The organism is Gordonia prachuapensis (assembly GCF_036350515.1).
Lineage (GTDB): Bacteria > Actinomycetota > Actinomycetes > Mycobacteriales > Mycobacteriaceae > Gordonia > Gordonia prachuapensis.
Map to the genome: position 1 here is coordinate 227,304 of NZ_JAZDUE010000001.1, position 15,121 is coordinate 242,424.

The following is a 15,121-nucleotide window of genomic DNA, read 5'->3' on the forward strand; positions in this document are numbered from 1 at the left end:
TTGGTACATTATCTGTGTGTGTCGCACACCACCAACCGGAGGCCGGCGATGAGTCTCGAGGTCAGCTCCACCCCGAATGCGGCGCAGGCCGTGCCCGCCGGCCTGCCGCCCACGTCCATCGCGACGGTCTGTCTGGCCGGAACCCTCGAGCAGAAGCTCGACGCGGCCGAATCGGCCGGGTTCGACGGTGTCGAGATCTTCGAACCCGACCTCGTCGCGTCACCCGCGGCACCGCGGGCAGTCGCGCAGGCAGCGGCACAGCGCGGGCTTCGCCTCGACATGTACCAACCGTTCCGGGATCTCGACAGCAGCGACGACGAGCGATTCGAGCGGAACCTGGTTCGGCTCGACCGGAAGTTCGACGTGATGGACGACCTGGGCTGTGATCTCCTCCTGGTGTGTTCGTCGCCCCTGGACGCCGCGGTCGGCGACGACGATCGGCTCTGCGACCAATTGGCGCGGGCGGCGGAGATGGCCCACCGGCGGGGAAAGCGGCTGGCGTTCGAGGCGTTGGCCTGGGGGCGGCATGTCAACGACTATCGTCACGCGGCGCGGCTCGTCGCGGCGGTCGACCACCCCGCGTTGGGGAACTGCCTGGACAGTTTTCACGTCCTGTCGCGCGGGCACGACCCGGCGGCGATCGCCGATCTCGCGCCGGGGTCGATTTTCTTCCTGCAACTCGCCGACGCGCCGCGGATGCAGATGGACGTGTTGCAGTGGAGTCGGCACCACCGATGCTTCCCGGGCCAGGGCAACTTCGACCTGCGCGGCTTCACTCGCGCGGTGAAGGCGGCCGGCTATCACGGCCCGTGGTCACTCGAGGTCTTCAGCGACATCCTCCGGCACGCCGACCCCACGCGCACCGCCCTCGACGCTCATCGTTCGTTGCGTTACCTCCACGAACTGACGGCCGAACCCATCGCCGAGCCCACCGCGCCGTCACCGGCACAACCCATTGCGCCAGCAGGGCGCTCGCCTCGGGCGTCGGCGGGCGACGTCGTGTCCGTCCGGGTCGCAGCCGGTCCGGTGGTTGCGCCTCGCATTGCGGAAACGTTGTCGCACATCGGTTTCAGCCTCCAAGGAGTCGACAGCGAGACGGGGTTGCGGCTCTATCGCGACAGCGAGATCGCCGTGGTCGTCGATCCGACCGCCGGGACCGTGTGGAGCGCACCCGGGATTCCGCCGGACATGCCCACGATCGCCCAGATCGGTTTGCGCAGCGATGATCCACTCGCCTGGGCGCGCCGTGCGGCGGCCTTCGACGTGCCGGTGGCCCCGGTGCGGGCGCCGGGGTCCGTGGACGCACGTACCGCCGACGACGTGGTGCGTCTGGAGGTGACCGACACCCTGGCCATCGACCTGAGAGCCGCCGTGTCCGCGGCGCAGTGGCGGGAGCGTTTCGACCTCGTCCCGCGGCATTCGGATCCGACGCCACACCTCTACACGGGGGTCGACCACATCGGCATCGGCATCGCGACCGCCGATTGGGAGGGCGCGATGCTGCTGCTGCGCTCGGTGTTCGACATGCGCGTCGAGGTCGGCCTCGATGTCCCTGACGCGGTCGGCACGATGCGTACCCAGGCGCTCACGATGCCGGTCGACTCCGGTTCGGAACTGCGGGTCGTTGCATCGATGGTGCCGACCCAACTCGACACCCACGGGTTGCTGAAGAGGCCGGGAGGCCTCACGCACGTGGCACTCTCCTGCGACGACATCTACGCCGTTGCTGCCGAATGCCGGTCGCGTGGCTTGCGTCCCCTGCACATCCCGGACAACTACTACGCCGACCTGCAGGCGCGATATGACCTGTCCGACGACTTCATCGAGCGGTTGCGGCCACTCGGCATCCTGTTCGACGCCGATGACCGCGGTGGCGAGTTCCTCCACTTCTTCACCGAGACGGTCGGGGAGGACCTGTTCTTCGAGATCGTGTGCCGCCGCAATGGATATCGGGGTTATGGCGAGGTGAACTCGCCGGTGCGGGTGGCGGCCGAAATCCATCGGCGCGCCGCAGCCCCCGGACGAGGTCCGCATGCCCGCGGCGAGGTGGCGGTGGACCTGTCGGATCGGTGAGACGCAGCGGTTGACGATGTGGCGTCAGGTGGCGCTGCGTTCGTCCTCGATCGCCTCGAGCACCGCCTCGACGGTCTGCTCGTCGCCGCTGAAGTCCCCGGGTCGTTGTCCTTCGCTCATCAGATGACGCCAGTTCGCGGGATCGAAGACCACCGCCTCGTTGCGGTCGATGAAGTCGATGATGGTCTTGGCGAACCGGTCGGGGTCGGCGTGGAACGGGAAATGCCCGCAGCCCGAGAAGGTCTCGAACTCCGAGTGGGGAATCGCGGCGTGCGCCAACCGTGCGTGGTGGTAGGGGATCACGGTGTCCTCGTCGCCCCAGATCAGCAAGACGGGGAGACGTTCGGTGAGGTAACACCGGTCGAGCATCGTGACGACCTGCCCCCGCCAGTCGACGACGGCCCGCAACGTGCGCAGAAAGGCCGATGAGGCGGTCGCGTCGGCGAGGTCGCCGAGCACCCGCACGAGGTCCTCGTGATCGTTGAGGAGCCGTCTGGGGGATGCGGTCGCGGGAACGCCGGGGACATGGGGTGCGGCAGCCAGGGTGCGCGCCGCGAGTCGCAGCGTCGGCATCACCCCGGGGACTCGCAGCAGCGTGAGGACCTCGTGCGCGACCGGCATCGACACGAGTCGCAGGGCGGGATTGACCTCGCGTGTGACCCCGCCCGCGGCCACGAGGACCAGCCGTTCGACGAAGCGCGGGAACTGATAGCAGAACTGCATGGCGACCCCGCCGCCGAGCGAGTGTCCGACGACGGTCACCTTGCTGATGCCGAGTACCACCAGCAGGTCGCGCATGCCGTTCGCGAACGCGGGCACCGAGTAGTCGGCGCGGGGTTTCTCCGAACGTCCGTGACCGAGGAGATCCGGCGCGATCACCGTGTAATGCTGGGCCAGTGTCGGGATGATCGAATCCCAAGTCGAGGAGTTGTCGCCGATGCCGTGGATCAGCAGCAGCGCGGGTCCACTGCCCGCGATCCGGTAGGCACGCCGGTAGCCGTGGATCGTGTGGTATTCGATGCGCACCTCGGTGTCGGACACCGAGCGCAATGCGGGGCTCTTGCCGTTCTGCACGCGGGGACGGCTCCGGGAACCCCTGGTCGGCGGGTGTGTGGTTCCGGACACGGTGGCTCCTCATGTCACGTCGATGTGATGGCTTGTGGTGGCGACGTTCCGGCCGACGAGGCGGGCGTCCGCCCCCCGCCGGCGCGCGGTCTCCTGATGTTGCTTACTCACGAGTAAACCGCAGTTTGGCACATCTCGCCCAAGATGTTGCATCGAGTTAACCTCGCACCCCGACTCTGGTGTCAGACGCTCGGCCGTGGCTCCGGAATTCGCCGGAGGAACGTCCACGTCGTTAGGCGAGGTGATGAATCCCTTCGACGTCGACAACTTTCTGGCGACCGGTGGTCTGATCGGGCTGTGCATCCTCATCTTCGTCGAGACCGGCCTGTTGATCGGGTTCGTGTTCCCGGGCGACTCGGTGTTGTTCACCGCGGGGGTGTTTGCCGCGCAACCGGATCCGTTCGCGCCCCTGTGGCTGCTCTGCGTCGCGGTCCCGATGGCGGCCATCATCGGCGACCAGGTCGGCTACTTCATCGGCCGGCGTCTCGGGACCGGCGCGGTCGAAGGTCGGATCGTGCGCTGGATCGGGCCGGAACCACTGGAGAAGACCCACCGCTACTTCGAGCGGTTCGGCGCACTGACGGTGTTCTTCGCCCGCTTCATCGGGATCGTGCGTACGCTGACGCCCCTCGTGGCGGGGTTCACCGGTATGTCCCACCGCGTGTTCACGATCTTCAGCATCCTCGGCAGTTTCACCTGGGCCGCGGGCATCATCGTCCTCGGCTACTTCCTCGGCCAGGTGCCGATCATCCGCGACCACATCGAGGTGTTCATCATCGCCTCTGTGGTCACCGTCGTCGTCCCGACCGCCATCACCCTGATCCACCGCCGGGTGCGCAACAGGCGTCAGGTGCCCGGCGAGCGTGCGGACCACTAGTAGAAGGGCTGGTCCCGTTCGTCTCCGACCGAGGCGAAGTCGTCGGCGATGGTGGCCGCCAACTCGACGAATGCACGCCGGGTCTGTTTGCTGACCAGATCGAGGTCGACGTCGGCGCCCTCTGAGAGGTGGTCGTCGAACGGGACCTTGTGCACCGCACGGCAGCGGGTCAGGAAGTGCTGGCCCAGTTGATCGGTGTCGATCGTCGAGGCTCCCGGCCGAGACGAACTCAACACCACGACGGCGCGCGAGACGAGGTGGCCGTATCCGTGGGCGGCCAGCCAGTCGAGAGTCGCACCGGCGCTTCGTGCCCCGTCCATCGCCGGTGAACTCACCAGGATGATCGCGTTCGCGAGGTCGAGGACACCGCCCATCGCCGAATGGCTCAGGCCGGTGCCGCAGTCGGTGATGATGATGTTGTAGAAGCGCTGGAGGATTCGCATCACGCCGCGGTACTCCTCCTCGCTGAACGCCTCGGCCATCGCCGGATCACGTTCGGAGGCCAGTACTTCGAGGCGGCTCGGTGATTGCGAGGTGTGCGCTCGCACGTCGGAGTAGCGGTAGACGTTGGTGTCGGCGAGCAGGTCGCGGACCGTCGACCGGGTTTGCTGTGGCACGCGCTGAGCGAGTGTTCCGAGGTCTGGGTTGGCGTCCACCGCGATGACGCGATCTCCGCGCAGCGAGGCGAACGTCGAGCCCAACCCGACGGTCGTGGTGGTCTTGCCGACGCCGCCCTTCAGCGACAGCACCGCGATCCGGTAATCCCCGCGAACAGGTCGGTTCACGCGTTCGAGCAGTCGCTTGAACTCGAGGTCGGCCGATGACTCGCCCGGATTGATGGCGCCCGCGGAGATCGTGTGCACCGCCCGTCGCCATCCGCGGCTCGGGGGCCTGCGCGCCTTGCGGATCAGCGCGACCTCGTCGAGCGCCGGGCCCGACTGCGGGTCGCCGTATCCCGGCGGTCCCATCGGATAACCGTCGTACGGGCTCCCCGGCCCCATCGGTGCCGGACCCGGCTGTGTCGGACCCTGGTGCGGCGGACCCTGGTGTGTCGGACCCGGTTGCGCGGGCCCCTGGTGGGCCGGGCCCGATGGCGGGCCGTACGGGCTCAGCGGCGGTTCCGGTGCCCGAGCCGCCGGCGGCATCGGGTGCTCCGGCGGTGGGGCCTGCGGAGCAGGAGAATCGGTCCACGGTGGCGCACCGAAGCCGCCGGAGGGGTCATGTTCCGGCCCGGTGGCATGGGTTCCGGACGGCTCCGACCATCCGGCGTCGTCGACGCGCGGGCCGGGCGGCACACCGGGCTCACCGGCGGCAGGTCCGCGCCCGGGAGGCGCCGACTGCGGCGGCGGTCCGGGCGGCCGGCCCGGAGGCATGTGTTGGGGCATCTGTCCGGGCTGTCCCGGTGCGCCCGGCGGCATCGGCCTCCCCGGCGGGACGGGTCCGTGCCCGAACGGGCCGTTGGGCGGTCCCGGTGGCCCGGGCGGTCCGGGCGGTCCCGACGGCGTGGGATGCCCATCGTCGGGTTGCGTGGCCTGCTGCCGGTCCGGCGGACGCTGGGACGGTGGAGCCGATGGCGGCGCCTCCGCAGGCTCCGGCTCGGCGAACTGAAGCCATGGTGGGGGCGCCGGCACACCGGAATTGTCGAAACTCCCGGAGTCGTCGTACGTCATGTGCGAAAAGTTCCCCTGTAGGTGGTCCGACGGCGTGCATTCCGTCGCGAGTTCAGAGTCTAACGAACACTCGCGGTGCCGCCGAATGCCGCGACGGCCGCAGCGCCCCGCTGACCAGCCTCATTGCCCCTCGGGAGAACGTTCAGATGACCCCCTCGCCGCGCAGGGCGGTGATCGCCTCGTCGTCGAGACCCAGCAGGTCGCGATAGATTTCGTCGTTGTGCGTCCCGGGACGCGGTGGTCCCGCAGACCGGACACTTCCCGGGGACTCGGACAGCTTCGGGACGATACCCGGGCCCAGGATGTCGCGTCCAATTCGCTCGTCATGGTGGGGAACCAGCATGTCGCGGGCCTGCATCTGGGGATCGGCGACGACCTCGGCGACGGTGTTGACCGGCCCCACCACGACACCGGCCGCGCCGAGGATCTCGATGAGCTGGTCGCTCGTGTGCCCGATGGCCCACTCCGCGATGATCGCGTCGAGTTCGTCCTGGTTGACGCCGCGGGCGCGGTGATCGACGAATCGGGGGTCGTCGGCGAGCTCCGGACGTGTCATCGCCGAGCACAGGCGCCGGAACACCGTGTCCTGGTTGGCGGCGATGACCACCCGAAGACCGTCGGCGGCCAGGTACAGATTGGACGGCGCGATGCCGTCGAGCCGGGTGCCCGAGGGGCCGCGGACGACACCGGCGAGGTCGTAGTCGGCGATCGTCGATTCCTGCACGGCCAGGCACGCCTCGGTGAGTGCGGTGTCCACGACCTGCCCGCGGCCGGTGACGGTCCGACGGTAGACCGCCGCCAGGGCGCCCTGGGCGGCGAACATCCCGGCCAGGGTGTCCCCGAGGGAGAGTGCGAGACGAGGCGGTGCCTCACCCGGGTAGCCGTTGAGGTACCGCAGCCCGCTCTCGGCCTCGGCCACCGAGGCGTACCCGGCGCGCGCCGATGCCGGACCGGTCTGGCCGTACCCGGACACGCGGACCAGGATCACGCCGGGATTGCGGTCGGCGAGGACGTCGTAGCCGAGGTCCCACCGTTCGAGTGTTCCCGGCCGGAAGTTCTCGACGACGATGTCGGCGTGGTCGACGAGCCGGAGGAAGATGTCGCGGCCGGCAGACGAGCGCAGGTCGAGCGTGATCGCCTTCTTGTTGCGGGCGTGGACGGTCCAATACACGCGCTCGCCGTCCTCTTCGGCCTGACCCCACGTGCGGATCGGGTCCGGAGATCCCGGCGGTTCGATCTTCACGACGTCGGCCCCCATGTCGGCGAGAAGGCGACCGGCGAACGGCCCGGCGATCAGCGTGCCCAATTCCAGCACCCGCAGGCCGTCGAGGGCGCCGGGTGCGGCTGCATCGGTGTGCGTCACACAGTCAGCATCGCCGATAACACTCGGTGCCCCTCGAGCGGGGCATCACACGTTTCGCCCGCCCGGACCCCGCGACGACGGTCATCCGAACGGTCCCAAACCCGGGTGTTGTGTGGTTGGAGTCGGGCTGGTATGGCAGGATCGGCCACGATGACCGGTGGACATGATTCGCCGGTCGGATCGATGTGGACCGCCTGAGGCGTGCGCACGGTCGGTCGGGGGACCAGGTCCGAATTTCTGTGGATCGTGGGGAACCGATTGCGACCGGGCTGCGTCCAAGAGTCACAGGATCGAGTTCGGAGGGGGGAACCGGCATGACCTCACCAGGTCACGGCCCAGGACGTCACGGCCCAGGGCGTCACAGCGCAGATCGGGTCAGCGCAGAACAGTACGGCGCAGAACAGTACGGCGCCGATCCGGATCGTGCCCGGGACGGGGACGATGACGGTTCGGGTGTGGACGCGGCGCACGCACTGTCCACCGCGCGGTCGCGCTCGGGTGCGCTCGCGGTGGTGACCACCCCGCAGGGACTGCCCGTGTCTGTTCGCATCGACAACTCCGCGTTGGGCAAGGAACCTTCGGCGCTTGCCGACGAGATCCTCCGGCTGTGCCGGCAGTCGGCGATGGTGGCGGGGATTCGGCTGCGTGAACAACTTCTCGCATCGGGTGTGCAGCGCGATGTGGTGGACGCGATGAAGCTGCCTCGTGCCGACGATCTCGCTCGTGCCGAACAACTCGACGACCATCACCTCGACGCCCCGTCCTCATGGCTGCGGTCGGTCTAGGGGGCATGGCATGAGCTGGGCGATGGATGAACTCGAGGCGCGCGCGAATGCGCAACTGAACAGTCTCTACGAACTCAACGAGAAGTATGCGGCGATCTCGGTGCGGGAGACCTCGGCCGACGATCTGGTGACCGTGGAGGTCGACGGGGTGGGTGCGCTGACCGGCTTGTGGCTGGCACACGGCGCCAATGAACTCGGCGGTGCGCGGCTGGGTGAGCAGATCGTCGCGACCGCCGCGCTGGCGGCGCAACGGGCTTTCGCGAAGCGCGCAGCGATCACCGAGGAGTTCAACGAGTCATTTGCCGAACTCGTCAACGCGCGACCACGGACCGAATGATCCGAGAAGTTTCCCCGGTGGTGGAACCGAATCGAGTCCCGCTGCGTCCAAGAGACGGACAGGGGCGGGCAACAGCAAGACCGACAGCATTGAGTGGGAGGGACAGCGATGAATGATGTGACAGTCGTGCCAGAGGCGGTCGAGGCCTTCGGGGCGACGAGCGCGGCGATGGCGACCGCGGTCGGCGCCGCCGGGTCCATCAACGCGGCGGCCAACACCGCCGTGATGGTGCCGGTCTTCGGGCTCATCGGGCAGGAGTTCCTGGCGTCGTTCATCGTGGCGCAGGCCAATCACCTGATGTCGGTCGGCAGTCTCGCAGCCGTTCATGCGGGCAGCGCCGCGTCCACGTTCGCCGGACTCGCCCAGTTCCAGGCCGAGGACGCGAACTCCGGCGCCGAGATCCGATCGGTCCTGTGACCGGCGTTCCGACACCCGGCCCGATGCCGGTATCGATCCCCGACGTTCCCGCCATGATGAACATGACGGTGCAGGAGATGATCGAGGCCACCCCGCTCGGGCCCATCCTGGACACGTCTGTCGCAGATGTGTTGTCCGGCCACGGCCTACCGGCGTTGCCCGCCCTACCACCGCCGGGAGCGCCCCTGCCCGGACTTCCGCCCTTGCCGCCGATCGATCTCAGTCTGCTCGTCAAACCCCTGACAGATCTCCTGGGCGGTTTCGGCACCGGAAACCTCTCGGGTGCCGATTTCGATCCATCGGCGATCTTCGAGGGCCTGTCCCAGGTGCTGCAGACGAGCATGTCGATGAGCTCCGGGGCGGTGAAGGCGCTCGACAAGCTGTGGTCCGGGACCGCGTCGACCGCAGCGGTGGGCAAGTCGGCAGCGGCGAGCGCGGACACCGCGAACGTCTCCACGCAGGGCACCGGGATGTCGATCGACATCCAGGCCGCGGCCGGCATCGTCGGCGCGGGATTGGCTGCGGTGCAGGCGATCATCGCTGCCACCATCACCAAGATCGCCGGCACGATGCCGCTCATCATGACCCCGCCCGGGCAGGGCCTCGCGGTCGCATTCGCATCCGAGGGACTGGCCGAGGCGACCGCCCAGGTCGCGGTGACGCGTGCCCAGCTCCTCGGCCCGACCGCCAAGATGACGGCCAATGGGGCGCCGGTGGCCGTGACCGGCGCGCCGACCGCGGCCGGTGGGGCCCAATCGCCTTTCGCGGTCGCCAGCGCGGTGCTCGACGGCGTCGCGCCGGCGGTGTCGTCGGCCTCGGAGTTGCCGTCGATGATCGCGTCGCCGGTGTCGGGGATGCTGTCTGCGGCTCGTTCCGATCCGTACCCGGGAACGGGCTCGGTGGCCGGTTCGGCCGCGGGACGGTCGGGCGGACCCGGTGGTGGCGGAGGAGCCGGCGGCGCAGGCGGGATGAGTCGTGCCGGTGGTGGTGGCGGAGTGGGAGGCGTCGGCGGCGGTGCCTCCCCGTTGGCGCCGCGACCATTCATGACACCAACCGTCGGTATGACGGAGCCGGCCGCATCGGGTCCGGCACAGATGACCCGCGGCGGCGTCGCATCCACGGGTGCCATGCCCGCGTCGATGGCCCCCATGGCCGGGGCGGGCGCGGCGCGCGGCGCGGGCGCGTCCAATGAGGAACACCAGGTGCCGGATTACCTCGTCACCGAGGACAACGGGCAAGCGGTCGTAGGGGAGTTGCCCGACGTCGTCCCCGCTGTCATCGGCCAGGAGGATCAAGCGCAGGCGGCCCCGGAGTCGCCCGACATCGAGCTCCGGCTCGGTCCGCCGTCGGGTGGAACACCCACCTCCACCGACACGTAGCCCTACCACCTCGACAATGCGAAACATCGACCGTCCGAACACATCCCGGAACGAGGAGCCATGTCCGAAGCACCGTTGAACGTCGACCCCGCCGAACTCGTCGCGGCGGCAGGCCGTCTCGACCGTCTCGCCGAGCGTCTGGAGAACTCGCTGGGTGCACTCACCCCGGCCCTGACGGTGCCGGCGGCCGGCCGCGACGAGGTCTCGCAGACCTCGGCGACGAGCTTCAACTCGGTTGCCGACGCCTTCTCCACCGATTCCGCGCGCAGCGTCGAGGAACTGCGCAAGATCGCCGCGCTGCTGCGCTCGCAGGCGCAGGTCTATGCGCGCGGCGAGGACGACGCGGCGGCAGAGTTCCGCGTCTGACCGCACGATCTCGACACCCGACCCCGACCCGACCTGTCGACGAGAAAGGAGAAGTGAGTGACCGGATTCACCGGCGTCATCTGGGACGCCCGAACCACCGAGCAGCTCGCCTCTGATCTCGGCGACGGCGCCGGGCCCGGCCCGCTCGCGGAGGCCGGTTTGGCCTGGGGTCGGGTGGCATCCGAGATGGCCTCTGCCGCCGCCGAATACGGGACGATTCTCGCGGCCATGGCGGTGCACTGGGAGTCCGGACACACGAATGAGTCGTTCGAGAAATTGAGCCGCCTGGCCCCGTGGTTCGCCGAGGCCGCGGCAGAGGCCGGACAGAACGCGGGGCGTGCGGAGGCCCAGGCAGCCGCGGTCACGGTGGCACGGCTGACGATGCCGAACCTGGTGGAGGTCGACCTCGCCGAGGAGGCGATGCGTACCGCGACCGCGGTCAGCGCGATCGCACCTGCGCTGGTCGGCGCCGCCGCGCAGGCGGAACGGGCAGTACACGACCAGCGGATGCGTGCGGCTCGGGTGATGCAGACCTACGAGTCCGCATCGGAGGCGGCCGCCAAGCCGTGGAAGAGTGTTCCGCCTGCGCCGAATCTCGTGTCGGCGCAACCACTCGCCGCGGAGCGCGCAGCTCGTGAGACGGCCGCGCGCGCAGCAGTGCACACCCCGCAGAAGTCGTCCTCCACGGCACCTGCGGCGGTGGCCGGGATGCCGATGGCGGCGATGGCAGGCTTCGCGGTGGCGCCGGTGGAGAAGACGAACTATGTGCCGACCACCCTGGCCGGTGGGTCGCCGGCCGGTACGGCGACCGCAGGCTCGACTGCGCCTGCCCACGGCGCGCAGTCACCCCACGGTGGACCGGTGGCCCCGCCGGTGGCGCCCCACGGCGCGGCCGCGGCCGAACGCGTGGTGACGCGCGGTCCGTCGGCTCCGGAGCCTGCCGACGAACCGGGCGCGGCCGAGGCCGCGGTCGACGCGCCCTCCACGTGGGCCGAAGTCGCGATGGCGGAAAAGCCTGCGGTGCACCACGGCTCGGATGATGCCTCGGGTCGATCGCTCGACCCGCGCTACGTCCACGAGACCCTCGTGCTGGATCATCGGAAGGGGCTCTGACATGTGGGGCCTGACCGCGGAATCGGCAGCGGTACTCGACGTCGACGTGCTCTGTCGCGTCGGAGAGTTGGCGGGGGTTCAGACCTGGCCGGTCGTACTCGACCTGTGGCACACCGCAATCGACGGCGACGAACTCGCCGAGCGCCGTGCCGTGGCCGACCAGCAGATCTGGGAGCGGCGACTGCTCGTCGACGGTGAGCCCGTGGCCTGGTTGGCCACCGCACTGCACATCCTGGCGGCTCCCGAACGTCAACTCGAGATCCGCACATTCTCGGCGGACACGGGCACCGAGCCCATCGCAGACGATCCGCGTCGGACGTGTGTCGCGCGCCGGGGACACGAGCATGTGATCGCTCGTCGCAACGGATCCGAGGTCGACCTCGCCGTCGTGGACGTCAACTCGGAGGCCGAGATCGGAGCGATCCTCGCACGTGAGTTCCCTTCGTTGGAACCGGCGATGTTCACCGGGCTCAGCGCACCCACCGAAGAACTCGCCACTCGCCTGACGCACTGCACCAGCTCCGGCGATGTCGCCGATGCGCTTCGCGCCCTCGGTGCACCCGGTCCGGATGCGACCGCCATCGCGTCGGGGCTGACCAATTGTCGCAGCCGGTCGGAGATCGTCGCGGTCTCCTGGTCGGGGGGTTTCAGCACACAATCTTCTGGTGCACTGGCGGTTTTCGACACCGACAGGGGTCGGATCGTCGCCAGTCCCAGCAAGTCTCCGGACGGGCGGGTGTGGACCACTCTGTCCCCGGGCAGTGTCAATCGGATCACGCAGGCCACCGGCCTGCTGATCGAGACCCTGCCCGAAGGACGGTGGATGCCATGACCCGGGCGGGGGAAAGGACAGGGTATCTGTGTCGCCGGCGCCGGGAGCATCGCGAGCGGGCCACACACCGCGGATACCACCGAGGCATCGCCATGCGGTGCCGCAACACAGAAGGAGAACACCATGAGTGACCCAACCGGGGGCGGTCTCAATCTCGATACAGCCGGCGCGCAGGCATCGGTCAAGTCGATCAGCGGCATCGTCAACGAGATGCAGGCGATTCTGGGAACCATCCAGAAGCAGACCGCGGCCGGCCAGGAGACCTGGTGGGGCCGGGCCAGCGAGGCGTTCGGCGCGACCAATGCGGACTGGCACACGTCGGCAACCAAGCTCCAGGCCGTTCTGCAGGAGATCGAGAACGCCCTGATGTCGGGATTCACCGAGTACGAGGACATCGACAGCAGCGCGGCGCAGCCGTTCCAGAACCAGACCCACGTGAAGATCTGACCCGTCCGCACACCCCGGACACACCCACCACGACCATCAGAAGGAGACAGCAATGTCCGGCAAGATCGGTTACAACCCCGCAAGCCTCGGCGACCTGTCAGGCAACATCCACGCACAGTTCGGCCGGCTGGAAGAGCTCGCCACCAGCCTCAAGACCCAGGTGAATGCGCTCGCCGACAACTGGCAGTCAGGGTCCAAGCCCCAGTACGACGATGCGCAGGCGCGCTGGGACGCGTTGTTCATGCAGGCCCGCGAGCAGTTGAGCGGCCTCGGACGAGGCGTTCAGAACGCCTCGGACACGATGATGAACGCCGACCGCGCGATCGGCAAGGGCTTTCAGGGCATGGTCTGAGACCCCTTGCGCCGCAGTGGGGCCACCGATCTCCTCGGTGGCCCCACTGTCGTCTGAGCAGCCGCCGGCCACTGCCTCGGGCTCGACATCAGACGCAGAGTCGTCGCACGCCCGGCGGGATAGGTGGCGCGGTTATGCGCGCAGAACCGGCATTGGTGCGATAGCGTCGGGCGAGACCGTCGAGGAGGTACTGTGGCCAACCCTGACGCCGCCGGCGCGCCCCGTGAGACATGGACCAGGAACTCGGGTTTCATCCTGGCCGCCATCGGATCTGCGGTCGGCCTCGGCAACATCTGGAGATTCCCCGGCGTCGCCTATGAGAGCGGCGGCGGCGCGTTCATCGTCCCGTATCTCGCCGCACTGCTGACTGCCGGCATCCCGATCCTGTTCCTGGACTACGCGATCGGCCATCGTTACCGGGGCGTCGCCCCGCTCGCGTTCCGCCGTATCCGGCAGAAGGCGGAAGCCATCGGCTGGTTCCAGACCGGCCTGCTGTTCGTCATCGGTGTCTACTACGCCGCGGTCATCGCGTGGGCGCTGAGCTATTTCGTGTATTCGTTCGATCTCCGATGGGGTTCGGATACGACGACGTTCTTCCTGGAGGACTACCTGCAGGTCGGTGATCCCGAGGTGTCGACGACAGTCGTCGGCAACGTCGCCATCCCGCTGGTCATCGTCTGGCTGGCCATCCTGGCGGTGCTGTGCCTGGGCGTCGCACGAGGCGTGGAGAAGATCAACATGGTCTTCATCCCCCTGCTCTTCGTCGGATTCACCGGTCTCGTCATCCGCGCGGTCACCCTCGACGGCGCCGCCGACGGCCTCAACGCACTGTTCACCCCGGACTGGTCGGCACTGTCGGACCTCGACGTATGGATCGCGGCCTACAGCCAGATCTTCTTCTCACTGTCGATCGCCTTCGGCATCATGATCGCCTACTCGTCGTTCCAGCGACGCAAGGCCAACATGACCAGTTCCGGTCTGGTGGTGGCATTCGCGAACTCGTCGTTCGAGATCCTCGCCGGCATCGGTGTGTTCAGTGCGCTGGGCTTCCTCGCCTATCAGCAGCAGGCCGCGATCTCGGAGCTCGAAGGGCTGACCGGTCCGATCCTGTCGTTCGTGACGTTCCCGGCCGTCATCTCGGAGATGCCGGGTGCCAGCTTCTGGGGTGCGCTGTTCTTCGGCTCGCTCGTGGTCGCCGGCTTCACATCGCTGATCTCGCTGTTGGTCGGTGTCCAGAGTTCTCTGCAGGAGAAGTTCGGTCTGAGCCGAGTGGTCGCCGCGGCCGTCACCGCGGGTGTCAGCGGCGTCATCTCGATCGGCCTGTTCTCCACCACCTCGGGGCTGATCGCACTCGACACGGTCGACCAGTTCGCCAACAACATCGGCGTGGTGTCGTCGGCGATCATCATGACGGTCTTCACCGTGTGGCTGGCACGCGACGCCGACATCCTCCGCAGACATCTCAACGCCGTCTCGACGTTCCCGCTCGGTAAGTGGTGGATCGCCCTCATCGGCGTCGTCGGACCGGTCTTCCTCACGATCATGCTCGTGCAGAAGATCATCTCGATCATCGACGAGGGCTACGAGGGCTACCCGACGTGGTACCTCGGGGTGTTCGGCTGGGGCACGATCGCCCTGCTGATCGTCGTGGCGGTTGTCTTCACCCTCCCGTCGTGGAAGGGCCGCGACTATCCTGGATTCCAACCGTGGCCGCCACTCGACGACCAACCGAAGAAGGAGGCGGTTCGATGAGCTCCGGTGCCATCGTCATGATGATCATCGCCATGGTGATCGTGTGGGGCGGACTCGCAGCCAGCATCGTGAATCTCCGGATGCGGCCCGAGAAGACGGACAGCCCGTTCGAGGACCCGGATCTGGTCGCAGACGACGCAGCTCGCAGCCAGATGCCACATCCCACCCGCGACACGTAGCCCCCGGTTCCGGTCGGATAGCCTTGGCTCAGACAAGGCAGACGACGAAGGGGA

Annotated in this window: 16 protein-coding genes; 13 read left to right on the forward strand and 3 right to left on the reverse strand. The window is 68.3% G+C overall.

The window, feature by feature from the left end; all coding sequences use genetic code 11:
• The first annotated feature begins 48 nt into the window (after positions 1-48).
• Positions 49-2,073: a sugar phosphate isomerase/epimerase and 4-hydroxyphenylpyruvate domain-containing protein gene (locus V1Y59_RS00940; protein ID WP_330503225.1), complete on the forward strand. Its 2,025-nt coding sequence runs from the start codon at positions 49-51 to the stop codon at positions 2,071-2,073.
• Positions 2,074-2,097: 24 nt separating this feature from the next.
• Here the strand turns inward: V1Y59_RS00940 and V1Y59_RS00945 are convergent, their stop codons facing one another.
• Positions 2,098-3,147, reverse strand: coding sequence for an alpha/beta fold hydrolase (locus V1Y59_RS00945; protein WP_330503226.1), 1,050 nt, complete (start codon positions 3,145-3,147; stop codon positions 2,098-2,100).
• Between the two features lie 295 nt (positions 3,148-3,442).
• Here V1Y59_RS00945 and V1Y59_RS00950 point away from each other — a divergent pair, with 295 nt between their 5' ends.
• Positions 3,443-4,075, forward strand: a complete 633-nt coding sequence (locus tag V1Y59_RS00950) for a DedA family protein (RefSeq protein WP_330502957.1) — start codon at positions 3,443-3,445, stop codon at positions 4,073-4,075.
• Here V1Y59_RS00950 and V1Y59_RS00955 read toward each other — a convergent pair.
• Positions 4,072-5,460 carry a MinD/ParA family ATP-binding protein gene (locus V1Y59_RS00955; RefSeq protein WP_431309077.1) on the reverse strand — a complete coding sequence of 463 codons (1,389 nt, stop codon included), beginning with the start codon at positions 5,458-5,460 and terminating at the stop codon, positions 4,072-4,074. The genes V1Y59_RS00950 and V1Y59_RS00955 overlap by 4 nt on opposite strands.
• A 427-nt stretch (positions 5,461-5,887) precedes the next feature.
• On the reverse strand, positions 5,888-7,108 hold the full coding sequence (locus V1Y59_RS00960; protein ID WP_330502959.1) for a CaiB/BaiF CoA transferase family protein: 1,221 nt from the start codon (positions 7,106-7,108) through the stop codon (positions 5,888-5,890).
• A 314-nt stretch (positions 7,109-7,422) separates the two neighbouring features.
• Here V1Y59_RS00960 and V1Y59_RS00965 point away from each other — a divergent pair, with 314 nt between their 5' ends.
• From V1Y59_RS00965 to V1Y59_RS01015, 11 genes are all read left to right on the forward strand, one after another.
• Positions 7,423-7,893, forward strand: a complete 471-nt coding sequence (locus tag V1Y59_RS00965; RefSeq protein WP_330502960.1) for a hypothetical protein — start codon at positions 7,423-7,425, stop codon at positions 7,891-7,893.
• Positions 7,894-7,903: 10 nt separating this feature from the next.
• A complete protein-coding gene (locus V1Y59_RS00970; RefSeq protein WP_330432667.1) occupies positions 7,904-8,230 on the forward strand; it encodes a YbaB/EbfC family nucleoid-associated protein in 327 nt (108 codons plus the stop codon).
• A gap of 108 nt (positions 8,231-8,338) precedes the next feature.
• A complete protein-coding gene (locus V1Y59_RS00975; protein ID WP_330432666.1) occupies positions 8,339-8,647 on the forward strand; it encodes a type VII secretion target in 309 nt (102 codons plus the stop codon).
• 23 nt (positions 8,648-8,670) lie between these two features.
• The gene (locus tag V1Y59_RS00980) at positions 8,671-10,026 is read left to right on the forward strand and encodes a hypothetical protein (protein ID WP_330503227.1); all 1,356 of its coding nucleotides are present in this window, start codon (positions 8,671-8,673) and stop codon (positions 10,024-10,026) included.
• Between the two features lie 60 nt (positions 10,027-10,086).
• Positions 10,087-10,392 carry a PE family protein gene (locus V1Y59_RS00985; RefSeq protein ID WP_330502961.1) on the forward strand — a complete coding sequence of 102 codons (306 nt, stop codon included), beginning with the start codon at positions 10,087-10,089 and terminating at the stop codon, positions 10,390-10,392.
• Between the two features lie 57 nt (positions 10,393-10,449).
• Positions 10,450-11,505 (forward strand): PPE domain-containing protein, encoded by a 1,056-nt coding sequence (locus V1Y59_RS00990; protein WP_330502962.1) that lies wholly within the window; start codon positions 10,450-10,452, stop codon positions 11,503-11,505.
• 1 nt (position 11,506) lies between these two features.
• Positions 11,507-12,337: an ESX secretion-associated protein EspG gene (locus tag V1Y59_RS00995; RefSeq protein ID WP_330502963.1), complete on the forward strand. Its 831-nt coding sequence runs from the start codon at positions 11,507-11,509 to the stop codon at positions 12,335-12,337.
• 123 nt (positions 12,338-12,460) lie between these two features.
• Complete coding sequence (locus V1Y59_RS01000) at positions 12,461-12,784, forward strand: WXG100 family type VII secretion target (protein ID WP_330502964.1); 324 nt, start codon at positions 12,461-12,463, stop codon at positions 12,782-12,784.
• A 52-nt stretch (positions 12,785-12,836) separates the two neighbouring features.
• The gene (locus tag V1Y59_RS01005; protein WP_330432660.1) at positions 12,837-13,136 is read left to right on the forward strand and encodes a WXG100 family type VII secretion target; all 300 of its coding nucleotides are present in this window, start codon (positions 12,837-12,839) and stop codon (positions 13,134-13,136) included.
• A gap of 192 nt (positions 13,137-13,328) precedes the next feature.
• Entirely contained in the window at positions 13,329-14,888 is a 1,560-nt protein-coding gene (locus V1Y59_RS01010; protein WP_330432659.1) for a sodium-dependent transporter, read from the forward strand.
• A complete protein-coding gene (locus V1Y59_RS01015) occupies positions 14,885-15,067 on the forward strand; it encodes a methionine/alanine import family NSS transporter small subunit (protein WP_330502965.1) in 183 nt (60 codons plus the stop codon). The genes V1Y59_RS01010 and V1Y59_RS01015 overlap by 4 nt, the downstream gene beginning before the upstream one ends.
• Positions 15,068-15,121: the final 54 nt, after the last annotated feature.